Source organism: Clostridium aquiflavi (genome assembly GCF_031344075.1).
In the GTDB taxonomy this organism is placed as follows: Bacteria; Bacillota; Clostridia; order Clostridiales; family Clostridiaceae; genus Clostridium; species Clostridium aquiflavi.
In genome coordinates, this window is the sequence record NZ_JAVJAN010000030.1 from 1 (window position 1) to 19,066 (window position 19,066).

A 19,066-nucleotide genomic window follows, 5' to 3' on the forward strand; every position below is an offset into this window, starting at 1 on the left:
AGTAATTGAACTTAGGAATGCTAAAATGAGTATAGTCCCATTTTAGCTTGCTCCCAATATAAAATTGAGACAAGCAGTAAATGAGACAAGACTCATTAAGTATTCTCAAAGTCCAATTACAATGCCACTTTACCTATTGCATATATCAACACACATTTAAAACAGAGCCAAAAATTAAAAACTAATTAAATAAAAAAGCATTAAATGTGAATGAATATACTAAAAAGTATCTTCATTACATTTAGTGCTTTTTTTATATAAATAAATATATTTTAGTAGAGTGTTGATATATGCATACGTGTAAAATGAACATAGTAATTTAATAAAGTATAGTACATACATTTTTAAGTTTAATCACGATGAATCTCATTGTTATGTAATTTCATTAAATGAATAATTTCAAAAAAATCTTGCAATAAATTATAATTTTTCATATAAATTACCTTATATGACAAGAAATATTGAAGGAGAATGGTCTCTTTGCTGCAAAAATAAGAAAATTATCATTCCATTATATGTATACATGGTGTATAATGATAAATAAATAAAAATTAAGTAGTAAAAGCAATAGGTAATAAACAAATATTAAGGGGGAGTTAAAATGTCAGTTAAAAATATAAATACCAATAAAGAAATTAATATAGTTGATACTACTCTTAGAGATGGGGAGCAAACAGCAGGCGTAGTTTTTGCTAATGCTGAAAAGATAGCAATTGCAGAAATGTTAAGTGAACTTGGAGTAGATCAATTAGAAGTTGGTATACCTACTATGGGTGGAGATGAAAAGGCTGCAATAAAAGAAATTGTTAAAAGAAATTTAAAGCCAAGCATAATGGCATGGAATAGAGCTGTTATTGGTGATATAGAACAATCAATAGACTGTGGCGTTGATGCAGTAGCAGTATCTATATCAGTATCAGATATACACATTCAACATAAACTAAAAACATCAAGAGAATGGGTATTAGAAAATATGGTTAAATCAGTTGAGTTTGCTAAAAAGAATGGACTTTATGTATCAGTTAATGGAGAAGATGCGTCAAGAGCTGATCAAGATTTTTTAATAGAATTCATTCAAGCAGCTAAACAAGCTGGAGCAGATAGATTTAGATATTGTGATACTGTAGGAATTATGGAGCCTTTTAAAATTCAAAAAAGAATTAAGGAGCTTTATGAGACTACTAATTTTAATATAGAAATGCATACACATAATGATTTTGGTATGGCTACTGCAAATGCTATAGCAGGACTTGAAGGTGGAGCTACACATGTTGGAGTAACTGTTAATGGCCTTGGAGAAAGAGCAGGAAATGCTGCATTAGAAGAGGTAATTATGGCATTAATGATTGTATATGGATATAAGGGAGACATTGATACAACAATGCTTAAAGATCTTTCTCAATATGTATCTAGGGCATCAGGTAGAGAACTACCAAAGTGGAAAGCCATAGTTGGAAGTAATATGTTTGCACATGAATCTGGAATTCATGCTGATGGAGCTCTTAAAGATCCAACTAATTATGAAGCATTTGATCCAGCAATTGTAGGATTAGAAAGACAAATAGTTATTGGAAAACATTCAGGACGTGCTGCAGTTGAAAATAAATTTAGGGAATATGCAATAGAACTTACTAAAGATGAAGCCACAGGAATATTAGAATTAGTTAGATCAACATCTGTTAGATTAAAAAGATGTCTTTTTGATAAAGAGGTTGTTCAATTATATAAAGAATATAAAAGAATTAATAAATTATAAAATATCAACATCTACCTAAAAGTAATAGAATTAAACCATAAGCAATAATAGGGGGAACAAACATGGGAGATAATTTAGTTTATAAAATTTTAAAAAATCATATCGTTGAAGGAAATTTAAAAACAGGAGAACCAATTTCTATTAAAATTGATAAAACATTAACTCAAGATTCAACTGGAACAATGGCATATCTTCAATTAGAAGCTATGGGAATAGATAGAGTAAAAACTAAGAAATCAGTGGCATTTATTGATCATAATATGCTTCAACAAGGATTTGAAAATGCAGATGATCATAAGTTCATTCAAACAGTAGCATCAAAATATGGAGTGTATTTTTCAAAGCCTGGAAATGGAATATGTCATCAAATATTTTTAGAAAGATTTGCAACACCTGGAGATACATTAACAGGTTCAGATAGTCATACACCAACAGCTGGTGGAGTTGGAATGCTTGCAATGGGAGCTGGTGGATTAGATGTTGCTCTTGCAATGGGTGGTGGTGCATATAATATAAATACACCTAAAGTTGTAAAAGTTGAACTTAAAGGGAAGCTAAATAAAATGGTGGCTGCAAAAGATGTGATTTTAGAAGTACTTAGAATATGTACTGTAAAAGGTGGCGTTGGAAAAGTATTTGAATATTGTGGAGAAGGAATTAAAAGTTTATCAGTGCCAGAAAGAGGTACAATAACTAATATGGGAGCTGAACTTGGTGCTACAACATCAATATTCCCTAGTGATGAAAGAACTTTAGAATTCTTTAAAGCACAAGATAGAGAAGACGATTGGCTGGAATTAAAAGCTGATGAAGATGCTATATATGATGAAGAAATAGTTATAAATTTAAATGATTTAAAACCATTAACTGCAAAACCTCACAGTCCAGATAATGTTGTAACTGTTGAGGAAGCCGGAAAGATTAAAGTCGACCAAGTGTTTATAGGAAGTTGTACTAATTCTTCTTATGAAGATTTAATGAAGGTTTCAAAAATATTAAAAGGAAATAAAGTACATGAAAATGTAAGTTTAGTTATTGGACCAGGATCTAGACAAGTTATGGAGATGATTGCTAGAAATGGAGCTTTAGCAGATATAATTAGTTCAGGAGCAAGAATACTTGAAAACTCTTGTGGACCATGTATTGGAATGGGTCAAGCACCAGGAACTAATGGGATATCATTAAGAACTGTAAATAGAAATTTCTATGGTAGAAGTGGAACACTATCAGGACAAATATATATTGTAAGTCCAGAAACAGCAGCAGTTTCAGCCATTAAAGGGTGTTTAACTGACCCAAGACAAATGGATGTAGATATAAAGGTTGATATGCCTGAAAAGTTTATCATAGACGATTCTATGATTTTAGAACCTGCTAAAACTAATGAAGAAGTTGAAGTAGTCAGAGGTCCGAATATAAAACCATTCCCAATAAATAAGGCACTTGGAGACAAAATAGATGGTAAAGTGTTAATAAAAGTAGAAGACAACATCACAACAGATCATATAATGCCTTCTAACTCAAAATTATTACCATTTAGATCTAATATTCCTTATCTTTCAGAATTCTGCTTTAATACAGTAGATACAGAATTCCCTAAGAGAACTAAAGAATTTAATGGAGGGTTTATAATAGCTGGAGAAAACTATGGACAAGGTTCAAGTAGAGAACATGCTGCATTAGCACCTTTATATTTAGGAGTAAAAGCAGTTATTGCTAAATCATTTGCTAGAATACATAAAGCAAATTTAATAAACAATGGAATAGTACCAATTGAATTTAAGGATTCTTCAGATTATGAAAAAATAAATTTAGTTGATGATTTATTAATAGAAAATATAAGTGATAATTTAAATAATGGAGTATTAAAAATTAAAAACTTAACTAAAAATAGTGAATTTCAAGTTTTAGTTAAATTAACATCAAAAGAAATAGATGTTATAAAAGCTGGTGGAAGATTAAATTATGTAAAGCTTAATTCATAGAAAAATTAATTTATATCAACACTTTGCTGAAATATAACCTATATAAAAAACGACTTTCTTAAATAAAAAGAAAAATTTAAGAAAGTCTTTTTTTATTTTAATACAAGTTTATATGAAAATATGATAAAATATGGATATACAATAAATTACAATAATTTAAATTACTTGAATTTTTCTTTGTAGAACCTTTGAAGTAGTGATATTAAGAGTTAGGGGGTAAATATATGAACAATAAGTTTAAAAGTAATATTTTTGCCTATATTATACCAATTACTGTTATTGTTATGTTAATAGCCATTGGATTTTCTGTATGTATAATAGAAGTTAAAGAAGTAATAAATAAAGGCAATAAATCTGTTATTGTAAAAGCATCAGAAAATAATTCTATGTTCATAAATTATACGTTAAATGATAATATACAATATATGAAGCACGTGTCGGGTATTTTTAATGAATTAAACGATTTCAAAGAAGAAAATGTTATGGACATTTTAAATTTGGAAGAAAGAAAAGATTTTTTAACAACAGGAATTATAACTTCGGATGGAATTTTAAATTGTATTGATGGTTCAATTAATGATATTAGTAACAAGGATTATTTTAAAAAATGGGAAAAAACTAATGAAGATGTTTTAACAATAGATACTGATTTAAAAACTGGCGAAAAAGTATTCATATATGTAACATCATTACTCCATAATGATAAAATTAAAGGGGCTTTATATGGAACCATATCATTTAAGGATATAGAAAAATTATTTATATCAAATTCTAAATTTTATCAACAGGTTGAGACATACATACTAGATAAAAATGGGGATATATTAATAGGATCAGGTGATCTATTTAATATGTTAAACGATAGTAATATATTTTCATATCATGATTTAGATGATATAGAAATATTAAAAGATGATTTAACTAATAATAGAGATGGTGCTGTATTTATTACATTAAATAAAAATAAGTATATTTTGTCATACTCTAAAATAAATGACTTAAAGGATTATTATGTCTTATCTTTAATAGAGGCATCCAATATAAATGAAAAACAATATCTAACATCCTTAATGACTATGCTAGCGAGTTTTGTTATACTAATATTTTTAATACTTTTAATTTATATAAATTTTTATAGAAATAGAAAAGAAAAGTTAATTAAAGACATAGCATTTGTTGATGATATTACTGGAGGAAAAACTCTAACTAAATTTAAAATGGACATAAAAGAAGTCTTGGAAGAGAATATGAATTCGTCATATGCACTGGTGGAATTTGACATAGTTAGATTTAAAATTATAAATGATATATGGGGATATAAAACCGGGAATTTATTATTAAAATATATATCTGATATTTTGAAAAATAAATTATTGTATAAAGAAATGTTTTGTAGAGTAAGGGATGATTTATTTATATTACTATTAAAATATAAAGATGAAAATGATATTATAGATAGAATTAATGCATTAGATAATAGTATGAGGTTTTTTGATAATGGAACTAAGGAAATTCCAAACTTCTCTCTTTCATATGGGGTATATGTTGTAGATGGAACAGAAGAAGATATAAATAAAATGATTGATAATGTAGCTTTTGCTAGGGAAACATCAAAAAGTGATTGTAATGAGTTTATAGGTTTTTATGATATAGAGCTTCAAAGTAAGTTAATAAAGCAAAAGCAAATAGAAGATGTTATGTATAGTGCATTAACTAATAGACAATTTGAATTATATCTTCAACCTAAGTATGATATAAAATTAGAAAGTTGTATTGGAGCAGAGGCACTTGTAAGATGGAACAATCCTGAAAAAGGATTAATAAATCCTATAGATTTCATACCTTTGTTTGAAAAAAATGGATTTATAGTTAATTTAGATATGTTTATTTTTGAAGAGGTATGTTCAAAAATAAATGAATGGAAGCAAAATAATATTAAATTAATTCCTATTTCAGTGAATATATCAAGAATTAATTTGAAAAATGTAGATTATTTTATAAAGAATGTAAGCAGAATATTTAATAAATATGATATAAATCCAAATTTAATAGAGATTGAAATTACAGAGAGTGCAATATTTAATCATTATGATAATATGTTGCAAGCATTGCTTAGATTAAAAGCAATGGGATTTAGTATATCATTAGACGATTTTGGGACAGGTCTTTCTTCACTTAATATATTGAAAGATTTACCTATTGATACAATAAAACTTGATAGAGAATTCTTAAATAGTAAGGATAGTTCTAAAAAAGGTGAGATAGTAATAGCAAATATTGTGAGAATGGTTAAAGAATTAGATTTAAATGTAATCTGTGAAGGGGTAGAAACTCATGAACAAGCAGAATTTTTAAGTGAAGTAGGATGCAATAATGCTCAAGGATATTTATATGCAAGACCTATGCCAGTAAAAGATTTTGAAGAGAAGGAACTAACATTAGGGTTAATTCAAGATGTTATTTTAACAAGGCCTTAATATATGTATAAGGGAAATTGGACGGAATAAAATTCCATTTTGCATATTTCATATATTAACACATATTTAAAATAGTTTCTTTAATTACAAGTAATAAATGAAGTGCTTTTGAAAAGCTAATATTATATATAATTTATTATATATATTAGTAGCTTTTCTATTTTTTTTGTTTTAAAGCTAATATTATATTTCCTATATTTAAAGGATAGATATATAATGAATCTTAAATATAGATATAAGAATTTTAAAGGAAGTGTATTATTTTGGATAAAAAAATAAGATTATCAGGTATAGCGTATGAAAGTTTAGTAAATGGTCCAGGAATAAGAAGAGTATTTTTCTCACAAGGATGTAATCATAATTGTAGAGGTTGTTTTAATCCAGATACTCATGATTTTAATGGCGGAGAAGAAAAGGATATAGATGAATTAATAGAGGATGTTTTATGTAATCCAATGATTAAAGGTATTACTTTTAGTGGAGGAGATCCATTTGAAAGAGCAGATCAATTTTCTTATATGGCAAAAATTTTTAAAGAAAATAATAAAAATATTTGGTGCTATACAGGATATACATTTGAATATATAAATGATAATTTAGAAAGCAATAAAGGTTGGAAAGACTTAATAAATAACATAGATGTATTAGTGGATGGAAAATTTGAAGAAAATAAAAAAGAAGATGGATTAAGATTCAGAGGATCATCTAATCAAAGAATAATAGATGTAAAGGAAAGTTTAAAATCGAATAAAGTAGTTATTTTTGATATTTAGCATATGCTTTAAGAATTTGTTTATATTTTAGTATAAAGCACATAGATTGAGTAATTTATTTTAAGAACACCAAAATATAAACATTTATTTTTAATGTAGATTTATAATAAAATATCAAAAATTAGTTATAATAAAACTTTAGAATGAGATTTAAAATAGGGGATGTGATGAGTGATTGATTTTAAATAGGGAATTTTATAAAAGAGATGCTTTGGAATTAGCTAAAGATTTATTGGGTAAAATTTTAGTAAAAGAGATAGATGGTGTTATTTTAAGGGGAAAAATAGTAGAAACTGAAGCATACATAGGGTCAATTGATAAAGCATCACATGCTTATAATGGAAGAAGAACAGAAAGAACAGAGCCGCTATTTAAAGAAGGCGGAATAACTTATGTATATTTTATATATGGACTTTATCATTGCTTTAATGTAATAAGTGGAGAAGATGATGATGGGCAGGGAGTTTTAATTAGAGCATTAGAACCATTAGATAATTTTGATTATATTTCTTTAAAGAGGTTTAATAAGAAGTATGAAGAATTATCTACCGTTAAGAAGAAAGAATTAACTAATGGACCTTCAAAGTTATGCATGGCTTTTGGTATAGGTAAAAAAGATAATTATAAAGTGCTTTATGAAAAAGGTGATTTATATATAGAAGATAGTTATGATCATTATGAAATTGTTCAGACAACTAGGATAGGAATAGATTATGCTGAGGAAGCAATAGATTTTCCATGGAGATTTTATATAAAAGATAATAAATATGTATCTAAAAAATAATGACATGTTTTAAAAAGTAAATTTATGTTGTAGTATAAAGCACGTGGACTGATGAATTTACTTTAAGAATTCTAAAAATGTAGATTAGTCTAATTAATGCGTGTTCCCAATGGAACATTGTGACAAGCAATTAATTCAACAAATATACATTAAGAAGTTCTAAAAAGTAAATTCCAATGCCACTGCGCCATTATACTACAACATAAATAATTATTTAAAATATAATTGAAAAGTAAACCATAAATAAGAAAACTCTTCATTATTATATAATGGAGAGTTTTCTTCGTAAATAAATAATTCATATTAGTATAACAATAAACATTATACTAGTTTAAGGGGACTAATGATTATTATGATTTTGTGGATACATTTATATTATGGACAAGCGAAAAAATTTTATACATTAATAGAGAAAAATTAAAAAACTTTTTTATTTTTAAAAATATCCCTCTTTATTTGTACGGAATAAAACCGAAGGGAAATGTATTTTTAGATGAAGCTAAGAAAATACCTAAATTATTTGAAATTGAAACTCTTAATATTCTTGGTATAGATGAAATACATATACAGAGAGAAGGTAAGAGCCGTAAACAGGCATGGACTTTGATATGTAATAGAACACCATACTGTTATAGATATGCTTAGAGAGAGAAATAAGGCTACTATAATAGATTTCTTTAGTGGCTATCTCAGATGATTTAACAATCTATAATGATACTGCAATGACAGTTAAGAACTGGGGTAGAGAAATATTTAATTATTTTTCATATGGTAGGCATTACTAATGCTTTTATTGAAGGTATTAACAATACTATTAGGGCAATTGAAAAACAAGGTCGTGGATATGACTTTGATATACTAAGGGCAAAGACCATATTCTTTATTAATCATAAGATAATTAAGACAAGTTTCAAAACAGATGCTGTGCTCTACTCACAATCATTTATCGAGGAGGAACTTAAAGAATTATATACTATAAAAGATAGAGATTATGGTGTTGATTTTAAAGACCTAACACAAGCAATAAATGAAGGACTACTTTAATGTAGTCCTTCATTTATACTATTGGTAATATTTGTTTCCACCATGAAATTAGAAGAGCCAAAAAATTATGTTAGACAAATTGCTAAGAATTATAACTTTATAAAAATAACCAAGATAAATTAACACTCGCTGTTGATTTATAAGTACATAAATTACAATCTTAAAATTAACTTAGATTTTATAAATATTTTTACAAATTAAAGAAATAACAAAAATCTGTAACAAAATAGCTACAGATTAAACTTTTTTAAAATGAAAACTTTTAAATAGATAAAAAGCTATAGCTAAGAAGTAGATAACTTGAGAGATTTTCGCAAAAAAAAAACTTATAATTGTCTTGTATTAATGAGAGGAGTTGTATTTATGTTAAATTCTAAAAAAATTAACCGTTGTTTTGCAATGGGAGGTCTCGGGCAAAATTTAGTTTATGCTCTAATGTCGGCATTTTTATTTTTCTTTACTGAAGGAGTTGGTTTATCAGCAGCTACTATTGGTACACTTTTATTTGTAGTTCGTATTTATGGATTGATTGTTGATCCAATTATAGCTGTAATAATAGAAAAAACAAACACTAAATGGGGGAAATATAAGCCATATATTATTTCTATGCCTCCTATTATAAGTATTTTACTTATTGCACTATTTTTTAAACCAAATTTAAGTCCAGGAACTCATATTATTTATGTATACGTTGTAACGATACTTTTTTGGACTGCTTACGCATTCTTTGATATTGCTTTTTGGTCAATTATTCCAGCTATTACTAAGAATGAAAATTTCCGCTTTAAACTTCTACAAAGCATCAAAATAGCTTCGGTTTTTGCAATATTTGGATTTGGAATAGCTCAGATGCCATTAGTTGATATATTAGGTAACGGAAGTTATTTAAAAGGATTTTTTCTTTTAAGTATAATTTTAGGAAGTTTATTTTTAATTTTTGGTCTTGTGTTATCTAAAGAATTATTTTCAAATGAATCTCTTAAGGACTTGGGTTTAAGTAAAACTTCTGAAATTAAAGATAAAAAAGTCAAGAAAAATAATAAACTTAAACTATCAGATATGATAAAAGCTCTTTTAGCTAATTCTCCATTGATTAATGTAATTTCAGCTAAATTATTCATATACACAGCATTATACATAAAAACAAATCTATTAATTTATTTTTATAAATTTTCTCTTGGAAATGATAAACTTGGCTCTTTTTCAAATTTAATCGCTTTACCTGTCACATTAATTTTAATAGCTATATCTCCTAAACTATTAAAGAAATATGGTAATAAAAAGGTTATGTCATATTTTTTAGGTATTAGTGTAATAATTTCATTTATATACATAATTAATTTTAAAGTGTCTTATTTCTATATCATAATTGATGGATTATCAAGTGCTATTGTAGGTATGTATTCATTAGTTATTACTAATATGGTAGTTTCTACGGTGGAGTATGGTGAATGGAAAACAAACACAAGACTTGAAAGCGTAATTCTTTCTACTAATACTATTAGCTCTAAATTAACCTCAGGTATGTCAGCTGCTATTAGTGGATGGATTTTAAATGGAATAGGATATATACCTGGTAAGGTTCAAAGTGTAGAAACATTATCTAATCTTCATAATGCAATTGTATGGATACCTGTTGTAGGTTATGGAATAGCAATTATTATTTTATCAAGATACAAGCTTACTTCAGAAATGTATAACAATATAGTTAAAGACTTAGAAATCAGAAATAAGGAGAGTAAACAAGCGTGTTAGATTTAGAATTATTAAAAAAACAACCATTTAATTTGGATAAAAATCAAATTGAAGGTATTAAGGATAAATTAAATAAAATGTCATTAAAAGAAAAAGTAGGACAATTGTTTTTTCTAATGCATAACATTGAAATTACAGAAGAACAACTTATTGAAACTATTCAAAAAATTCAACCTGGTGGAATCATGTTAAGGCCTGTAACTAAAAATTTAGCAAAAGAAGTTATAGAAATAATTAATAGTAATAGCAAAATAAAGCCTTTTATTTCTGCTAATTTAGAAAATGGTGTTAATGGTATTTTAAGTGAAGGTGAAAGTTTTGGAAGTGCTATGCAAATTTCAGCTACTAATGATTTAAATCTTAGTTATGAAGCTTCACACTATATAGGATTAGAAAGTTTTAAATTAGGTTTAAACATGACTTTTTCGCCTGTTGTTGATTTAAATGTTAATTATTTAAATCCTATTACTGGGACTAGAGCTTTTGGTGATAATACTTCTCGTGTTAAGTCTTTTTCAAAGCAGTTTTGCAAAGGATTAGAAGATGGTGGGGTTATTCCAGTAATTAAACACTTTCCTGGAGATGGTAAAGATGATAGAGATCATCATGTGTTACCTTCAGTAAATGATATGACTTTAGAAAAATGGAATGAAACTTATGGAAGTATTTATAAAGAATTGATTGATTCTGGTGTTCTTTGTATAATGGCAGGTCATATACTTCTTCCTTGTTTTGAAAGAAGTATAGATAAATCTATAGAAGATAAAGACTTAAGACCTGCTACATTATCTAAACATCTACTTAAAGATTTATTAAGAAAAGAGTTAAAATTTAATGGATTAATTATTACTGATGCAACACTTATGGGTGGTTTTAATTCATTTGCTACAAGAAAAGAAACTTTAATCCAATGTGTTAATGCAGGTTGTGATATGATATTATTTACTAAAGATTTGAAAGAAGACTTTTCAGCTATCCTTGAAGGTGTTTTAAGTGGTGCAATTTCAGAAGAAAGACTAAATGAAGCAGTTCTTCGTATTTTAGGAATTAAGGAATATTACAACAATTTAAAAAAAATTTCTAATGGTGAAATTAAAGATTATAAAGATTTATCAACAGAAATTTTTGATAAATCAATTACTCTTGTAAAGAATAATGAAAATATTTTACCAATCCTTCCTGAAAAATATGAAAAAGTTTTATTTATTCATTTAGGAAACGAAACCAAAAGTAAAGCAATCTTTTCAGAAGAACTTGAAAAATCAGGTTTTAAAGTTACTGTATTAGATAATAATAAACTTGACTTAGAGTTAATCATTGGTTCTATTGAAAAGTTTAAAAATAAATATGATATTGTAATATATGGAGTCGATTATCAGACTAAAAGTAATCAAACTTCAAATAGAATTGAATGGGGAATGCCTTTTGCTCAATTTATGCCATGGTTTGTTAAAGAAATTCCTGTAGTTATAATATCGCTAGGTAATCCATTTCACTTGTGTGACGCGCCACGTATACCAACTTATATAAATGCGTATAGTAATCAAAAAGCAAATATTGAATTGGTAGTAAAAAAGCTTATAGGTAAAAGTGAATTCAAAGGAATCAGTCCTATAGATCCATTTTGTGGGAGGTTTGATACTAGATGTTAATTAAAGGAGTTATTTTTGATTTAGATGGAGTAATTACAGATACAGCTGAAGGTCATTATAAAGCTTGGGAAAAGCTTGCTGATGAAATAGGTGTTTCTATATCTAGAGAATTTAATGAAGGACTTAAAGGTTTATCGAGAGAAGATTCTTTAGAATTAATTTTAAAACAAAATAATAAAAGTTCTAATTATACAAACGATGAAAAAATTAATTTGCTAGATAAGAAAAATAAATATTATTTGAATTGGATTTCTAATTTATCTAAAGAGGACATATTACCTGGAGTTGTAGTTCTTCTAAAAAAACTTAAAAATGCAGATATAAAAATAGGATTAGCATCTGCAAGTAAAAATGCACCACTTATATTAGAAAAATTAGATTTAACATCTCTCTTTGACATTATTGCAAATCCTGAACTAGTATCAAAAGGAAAGCCTGATCCTGGAATATTTCTTTTAGCAGCAAAAGAACTAAATTTACAGACAAAAAATTGTGTTGGAATTGAAGACTCATCAGCTGGAATTAAAGCTATTAATGATGCAGGCATGTATTCTATAGGGGTTGGAAACTTTGACTATTTAAAAGAGGCCAATTGCAATGTAAATTCATTGATTGAAATTGACTTAAAAAATATACTTTAACATTTTTAAATTTTGTTATATATATAATTTAAAAATGAAAGGTTTTATAACTGTACAAATAAGATTGTACAATGCTAAATTTGATTCATATCGGAGATGAACGTTTTAAGGAAAACATTGATTATAATGAAGAAGGAACAGCAAAATTCATTTCAAAAGCAAGTACAATTTATTGCACAAAATGATCATATCTTTGTTAAGTATTCTTATTTATCTTAAAGTTGCGATAGTTTATATTTTGCACTATTATTGGTTTATATATATTATGTTATATTGAAAAACTTATTTGTTTAGGAGGGATTTTAAGTGTTTTATGAAAATATTGACATACCAACACACCACAAAATTCCATATAAAGTTTTTATTCACAATTTAAAAATAGTCCCTTATCATTGGCATGATTTTTTAGAGATTATTTTAGTTCTTGATGGATCTATTGAATTAAATGTAGAAAATGAAATTGTGGAACTTCATAAAGATGAAATTTACATTGTAAACAGTTTTTATAGGCATTCTGCTAAGGCTATATCTGAAAAAAATATTGTTTATACTCTTCAAATAAAAGAAACTTTGCTAAAAAGTGAAATTAAAGATTTAGATACGATGGTTTTTAGTGTCTTAGAAAATACTAATTCAAATGATCTGTTTTTGCTTAAAAAGTATCTTTCTAAGCTAGCTTTATTAGATATTAAAAAGAATGATAATATTGATCTTTTGAGAAAGATAACAATTTTAGAAATATTAAATATATTAAAGCAACGTTTTTCTATAAATAATAAAGATAAGAAAGTATTATCATCTCAAGGGAAAACTTTAGATTTTATACTATATATTAATGATAATATTTCTAAGTGTTTTTCTTTGAATGATATTGCAAAAGAGTTTAATATGAGTCCAGCATATTTATCTAAGCTTTTCAAGAAAGAAACAGGTATCAATATTATGACATATGTAACTATTTATAGATTGCAACTTGCCTGTTCTGATCTTGTTCTTACTAATAAAAAAATTAGTGATATAGCTTTTGAAAGAGGATTTAATTCTATTAGCACATTTAATGAACGTTTTAAAAAATACTTTGAAATTTCTCCTAAAGATTTTCGCAAAAATAATAAACAGGATGTATTATTAGAAAAGAATGTTGTTTCATCTGCTTTATTTAACTATATTAACTTAATTTCAACAAATCCTTTTAATCAACTTTTTGAATATGATAAAGAAAATATAATAGAAATACCTCAAAATATACCAGCTTCAGATTGTAAAATGATTACAGTAAATACAGACGAAGAAAATGGACAATATCCATCAAATTTAACAAAAATGATAGGAATTGGACGTGCTAGCGATTTTCTAAATGTAAATATACAGGACCAACTTATTGCTGCAAAAAGTGAAGTGGGATTTAATCGTGTAAGATTTCATGGAATATTTTCAGATAATCTAATGGTTTTTTCATTAAAGGATGGAAATCCTCAGCTAAATTTCCGTTATATTAATCTTATTTTTGATTTTTTTGTTTCCAATGATATTATACCTTTTATTGAAATTGGTTTTATGCCTAAAGATTTAGCCTCTGGTAGTGAAAGTATATATCATTGGAATGCAAACACATCTGCTCCTAAAAATTTAGAACATTGGACATATTTAGTAGAATCATTTGTTAAACATCTTGTTAATCGTTATGGTAAAAAGAAAGTAGAAACTTGGGATTTTGAAATCTGGAATGAACCACATTTAGATGGATACTATTGGCACAAATCACAAGAAGAATATCTTGAATTTTTTAAAGCAACATATATTTCTATAAAAAATGTAAATTTAAATCTTAAGGTTAGTGGATTTAGTGGCACTAGTTGGTCCGTTTTAGATACTGATTGGACAAAAAATGCCTTTGATTTCTTAGAAAAAAATAATATTATTCTTGATAATTTTACATATCATCTATATCCTATTCAATGGAATATAGATGAAACTTATTTTGAACATTGGAATGCTGATAGAAAAGGAAGGTATTGTTATGCAGAATCTAGCTATATTTTAAAAAGTGTAGAGAAAATTCATGAAACAGTTAGAAATTCTAAATGCATTAAAAAGAGTAACTGTATAATAACTGAATGGAATTCGTCTTCAGATCCAAGAGATTTATTGCATGATACAGCTTTTATGGGATCTTTTATTGTTAAAAATGTAATTGACTGTATTGGATACGTAGATGTTATGAGTTATTGGACACTATCAGATATATTTGATGAACATATCTTATCTTCTGATACTTTTCATGGTGGATTCGGATTGATAACAGTGGAAGGAATAAAAAAGCCAGCTTACTATGCTTTTAAGTTTTTAAATGATTTAGAGTCTATTATTCTTTATAAAGATGAGAATATGATTATTACAAAAGATAATCATGAAAATTTTCAAATTTTAATTCATAATTTTCAAGAATACGATCAATTATATAAAAGTTTTAATACATCTCATATAAATTTAAAAAATAGATATAGTGTATTTACAAATGAAAAAAGTAAATTTTTTAAAATAGTCCTTAACAATATCTTTGGAAAATACTCTATAGTAAGAGAAAGAGTTAATAGAAACTTCGGCTCTGCTTTTGATAATTGGATTAATTCAGGGGGAGAAAATTTAACATTAGAATATGAAAAATATTTAAAAAATATATCTATTCCTAAAATGGATTTTGGGGAAAGAACTATCCAAGGTGAATTGACGCTTACTGTTGATTTAGAAGTACATGAAATTACAATATTAAAACTAACTCCTATTTTATAAATAGTTTTTATTAAGTACATATTAAAAATCTGTAACTAATTAGTTACAGATTTTTTTACTTATGATAACTAAAAAGATAATTGCTATTTTAGCTATAATGACTATGGTAAGTTCTGTTCCAGCTTTTGCTGCTGAAAAAGGTGTTAAAAATTCTCCAAAGAAGATAGTAAAGCAAGAAGCAAAAGTAATAAAACAACAAGAAAAAGCCAAAAAACAAGAAGTAAAAGAATTAAAGAAACAAGAAAAAAATTGAAAAGCAACAAGAACAAGAACTAAAAAAACAACAAGTTCAAGCTATGTAACTTGCAAAGCTTAAGGAAAGAGCTACTACTCACTTAACAAAGGAACAAATTAAGGAAAAAATAAAGTTGCTGACTGGAGATAAAAAAGAAATTTTTTTTTGTATTTTACTTTATTGATATATGTATAAAAATATGGTATTGTATATTTGAGTAATCGATTAACTTAAGGAAAAAAAGGGGATTAAGATGGCATCAACAATAAAAGATGTAGCAAATTTATCTAAAGTATCCGTAGCTACAGTATCAAGAGTTTTAAATAATCTAGGAGGATATTCTGAAGAGACCAAAATTAGAGTTCTTAAAGTAGTTGATGAAATTGGCTATAAAAGAAATGCCATTGCAAGATCATTATCAACGAATACAACAAGAACTATAGGTGTAATTATACCGGATGTATCTACAAGCTTTGATGGTGAAATCATTGGAGGAATAGAGGATACAGCACATGATAATAACTATAGTGTTATACTTTGTAATGCTGGTTCAGAAGGAATTAGAACTTTAGAGTATTTAAGAATTTTAGAGGAAAGACAATTAGATGCTGTCATCATTGTAAGTATAAAAATAGAAGATGAATATTACAAGGCTTTAAAAAAAATTAATATTCCATATATACTTATATCTACAACATCACCTAAATATGATATGCCTCATATAAAAGTAGATGATTTATCAGCTGCTTATACTGCAACTAAGTATCTATTAGATAGAGGTCATAGGAAAATTGCTATGATAAGTGGAACTAAAGAAGATACAATAGCAGGATTACCTAGAGTACAAGGATATATGAAGGCACTTTCAGATTATGGAATAAATATAGATAATGACTTAGTTACATATGGAGATTTCTCTTATAAAAGTGGAATTGAATGTATGAATACTTTATTAGAAAGAAAAAAAGAATTTACAGCTATATTTGTAGCTAGTGATGATATGGCAGTGGGCGTTTTAAATGTTGCCTATAGAAAAAATATCAGAGTACCAGATGATTTATCAATTGTAGGATATGATAATACCAAGGTGGCTATAATGTCAATACCACCATTAACAACATTATCACAACCATTATATGAAATGGGCTGTAAGGCATTTAATGAAATTTTAAATATGTTAAATGGAAACGGTTCTAAAAATCAAATAATTATGGATCATAATATTGTCGAAAGGGAAACTGTAAAATGGTTTAAATAAACCATTTTATTTTTCAAGGTTACGTAATCGGTTAACCTAATACATAATTTATTTAGATCATGTTTTAGTAGAATGTTTATATATGTCACTTTATCTAATACAGATATAAACATATATTTAAAACATAGTATTTATTTATAAAATAAAAAGGAGGAGTTTTTATGAAAAAGAATTGGTGGAGAGAAAGTGTAGTATATCAAATTTATCCAAGAAGTTTTAAGGATAGTAATGGAGATGGAATTGGGGATATAAGAGGAATTATAGAAAAGTTAGATTACTTAAAAGAATTAGGTATAGATGTAATTTGGCTTTCACCTGTATATAAATCACCTAATGATGACAATGGATATGATATAAGTGATTATAAAGATATAATGACTGAATTTGGTACTATGAATGACTTTGATGAGTTACTTAAATCAGCTCATGAAAAAGGAATTAAAATAATGATGGATTTAGTTGTAAATCATACATCAGATGAACATCAATGGTTTGTAGAAAGCAGAAAATCAGAAACTAGCAAGTATAGAGATTATTATGTATGGAAAAAAGGTAAAGATGGTCAACCACCAAACAATTGGACATCTTGTTTTAGCGGTCCAGCATGGCAATATGATGAAGAAACAGATATGTATTACTTGCATTTATTCTCTAAAAAACAACCAGATTTAAACTGGGAAAATAGTGAATTAAGAAATGATGTTTATTCTATGATGCAATGGTGGTTAGATAAGGGAATAGATGGATTTAGAATGGATGTTATTAATTTTATTTCTAAAAATCAAGAGTTCCCTGATGGTGTAAATGGAGATTTTAGTAAGTATTCAATGAATGGACCAAGAATACATGAGTTTTTAGAAGAAATGAATGAAAAGGTTTTAAGAGGTAAAAATTTAATAACAGTTGGAGAAATGCCAGGTGTAAGTATTGAAGAAGCTAAGTTATATACTGGGGAAGACAGAAACGAACTTAATATGGTATTTCAATTTGAACATACAGACTTAGGTAATGGAAAGTATGGAAAATGGCATAAGAATTCATTTAAGTTAACAGATTTAAAGAAAATAATGACTAAATGGCAAAAAGGGTTAGAAGATTCAGGCTGGAACAGCTTATATTGGAATAATCACGATCAACCAAGGGTAGTTTCAAGATTTGGGGATGATAAGAAATATTGGAAAGAATCAGCTAAGATGTTAGCTACATGTCTTCATATGATGAAAGGAACTCCTTATATTTATCAAGGTGAAGAAATTGGTATGACTAATGTTGCATTTGATGATTTAAATGATTATAAAGATATAGAAATTATAAATGCATACAATGATCTTGTTGTTAAAAAAGGAAGATCGCATGATGAAATGATGGAAGGAATTTATGATAGAGGCAGAGATAATGCACGTACACCTATGCAATGGGATAGCAGTATAAATGCAGGATTTACAACAGGTATTCCTTGGATTAAGGTTAACCCTAACTACAATAAAATAAATGCTGAAAGTCAGGTAGATAGTAAAGATTCTATTTTTAATTATTATAAAGAGCTTATAAAAATAAGAAAAGATAATGAAATTATTGTTTATGGAAATTACGATTTAATTTTAGATGATAGTGAAGAGATATATGCATATGTAAGAACATTAAATGAAGAACAATTATTAGTAATATGTAATTTCTCTAGCAATACTTCAGAATTTAAATTACCTAATAATATAAAATCAAAATACAAAAAACTTCTTATAGCAAACTATGATGAATGTAAAGAAGAAACATTAGAGAATATAAGCTTAAGACCTTACGAATGTAGAGCATATCTTATTTAATAATGATATATCTTGTTTTGGGAACGATTCCTGAAACAAGATATATAGTCAACAAAGATTATAAATAATAGGAGGTGAATACTATTTTTC

Annotated in this window: 15 protein-coding genes; all 15 read left to right on the plus strand. The window is 26.8% G+C overall.

Going from position 1 to position 19,066, the window contains the following annotated elements:
• Positions 1–601 precede the first annotated feature (601 nt).
• Positions 602–1,756, plus strand: a complete 1,155-nt coding sequence (nifV, locus tag RGC78_RS11460) for a homocitrate synthase (RefSeq protein ID WP_252216031.1) — start codon at positions 602–604, stop codon at positions 1,754–1,756.
• A 62-nt stretch (positions 1,757–1,818) separates the two neighbouring features.
• Entirely contained in the window at positions 1,819–3,741 is a 1,923-nt protein-coding gene (locus RGC78_RS11465; RefSeq protein WP_309556681.1) for an aconitate hydratase, read from the plus strand.
• Between the two features lie 224 nt (positions 3,742–3,965).
• Positions 3,966–6,218: a bifunctional diguanylate cyclase/phosphodiesterase gene (locus RGC78_RS11470; protein WP_252216025.1), complete on the plus strand. Its 2,253-nt coding sequence runs from the start codon at positions 3,966–3,968 to the stop codon at positions 6,216–6,218.
• 263 nt (positions 6,219–6,481) lie between these two features.
• On the plus strand, positions 6,482–6,991 hold the full coding sequence (nrdG, locus tag RGC78_RS11475) for an anaerobic ribonucleoside-triphosphate reductase activating protein (protein WP_309556682.1): 510 nt from the start codon (positions 6,482–6,484) through the stop codon (positions 6,989–6,991).
• A gap of 175 nt (positions 6,992–7,166) precedes the next feature.
• Complete coding sequence (locus tag RGC78_RS11480) at positions 7,167–7,775, plus strand: DNA-3-methyladenine glycosylase (protein WP_309556683.1); 609 nt, start codon at positions 7,167–7,169, stop codon at positions 7,773–7,775.
• A gap of 360 nt (positions 7,776–8,135) precedes the next feature.
• Positions 8,136–8,420 (plus strand): hypothetical protein, encoded by a 285-nt coding sequence (locus RGC78_RS11485; protein ID WP_309556684.1) that lies wholly within the window; start codon positions 8,136–8,138, stop codon positions 8,418–8,420.
• Between the two features lie 114 nt (positions 8,421–8,534).
• On the plus strand, positions 8,535–8,819 hold the full coding sequence (locus tag RGC78_RS11490) for a transposase (RefSeq protein WP_434062236.1): 285 nt from the start codon (positions 8,535–8,537) through the stop codon (positions 8,817–8,819).
• A gap of 363 nt (positions 8,820–9,182) precedes the next feature.
• Positions 9,183–10,574, plus strand: a complete 1,392-nt coding sequence (locus tag RGC78_RS11495) for an MFS transporter (protein ID WP_252224230.1) — start codon at positions 9,183–9,185, stop codon at positions 10,572–10,574.
• Entirely contained in the window at positions 10,568–12,226 is a 1,659-nt protein-coding gene (locus RGC78_RS11500) for a glycoside hydrolase family 3 protein (RefSeq protein WP_252216007.1), read from the plus strand. The genes RGC78_RS11495 and RGC78_RS11500 overlap by 7 nt, the downstream gene beginning before the upstream one ends.
• Positions 12,220–12,867: a beta-phosphoglucomutase gene (gene pgmB / locus RGC78_RS11505; RefSeq protein ID WP_309556685.1), complete on the plus strand. Its 648-nt coding sequence runs from the start codon at positions 12,220–12,222 to the stop codon at positions 12,865–12,867. The genes RGC78_RS11500 and pgmB overlap by 7 nt, the downstream gene beginning before the upstream one ends.
• A gap of 71 nt (positions 12,868–12,938) precedes the next feature.
• On the plus strand, positions 12,939–13,052 hold the full coding sequence (locus tag RGC78_RS11510) for a TipAS antibiotic-recognition domain-containing protein (RefSeq protein WP_252224234.1): 114 nt from the start codon (positions 12,939–12,941) through the stop codon (positions 13,050–13,052).
• Between the two features lie 121 nt (positions 13,053–13,173).
• Positions 13,174–15,660 (plus strand): GH39 family glycosyl hydrolase, encoded by a 2,487-nt coding sequence (locus RGC78_RS11515; RefSeq protein ID WP_309556686.1) that lies wholly within the window; start codon positions 13,174–13,176, stop codon positions 15,658–15,660.
• A 61-nt stretch (positions 15,661–15,721) separates the two neighbouring features.
• Positions 15,722–15,913, plus strand: coding sequence for a hypothetical protein (locus tag RGC78_RS11520; protein ID WP_252215998.1), 192 nt, complete (start codon positions 15,722–15,724; stop codon positions 15,911–15,913).
• Positions 15,914–16,148: 235 nt separating this feature from the next.
• Entirely contained in the window at positions 16,149–17,153 is a 1,005-nt protein-coding gene (locus tag RGC78_RS11525; protein ID WP_252215996.1) for a LacI family DNA-binding transcriptional regulator, read from the plus strand.
• 161 nt (positions 17,154–17,314) lie between these two features.
• Entirely contained in the window at positions 17,315–18,976 is a 1,662-nt protein-coding gene (locus RGC78_RS11530; protein ID WP_309556687.1) for a glycoside hydrolase family 13 protein, read from the plus strand.
• The last annotated feature ends 90 nt before the right edge of the window (positions 18,977–19,066 follow it).

Coding starts and splice junctions, on each gene's coding strand:
- RGC78_RS11520 (WP_252215998.1), top strand. CDS start 15,722: ATGATAACTAAAAAGATAATTGCTATTTTAGCTATAATGACTATGGTA.
- pgmB (WP_309556685.1), top strand. CDS start 12,220: ATGTTAATTAAAGGAGTTATTTTTGATTTAGATGGAGTAATTACAGAT.
- RGC78_RS11495 (WP_252224230.1), top strand. CDS start 9,183: ATGTTAAATTCTAAAAAAATTAACCGTTGTTTTGCAATGGGAGGTCTC.
- nifV (WP_252216031.1), top strand. CDS start 602: ATGTCAGTTAAAAATATAAATACCAATAAAGAAATTAATATAGTTGAT.
- RGC78_RS11470 (WP_252216025.1), top strand. CDS start 3,966: ATGAACAATAAGTTTAAAAGTAATATTTTTGCCTATATTATACCAATT.
- RGC78_RS11510 (WP_252224234.1), top strand. CDS start 12,939: ATGCTAAATTTGATTCATATCGGAGATGAACGTTTTAAGGAAAACATT.
- RGC78_RS11525 (WP_252215996.1), top strand. CDS start 16,149: ATGGCATCAACAATAAAAGATGTAGCAAATTTATCTAAAGTATCCGTA.
- RGC78_RS11465 (WP_309556681.1), top strand. CDS start 1,819: ATGGGAGATAATTTAGTTTATAAAATTTTAAAAAATCATATCGTTGAA.
- RGC78_RS11530 (WP_309556687.1), top strand. CDS start 17,315: ATGAAAAAGAATTGGTGGAGAGAAAGTGTAGTATATCAAATTTATCCA.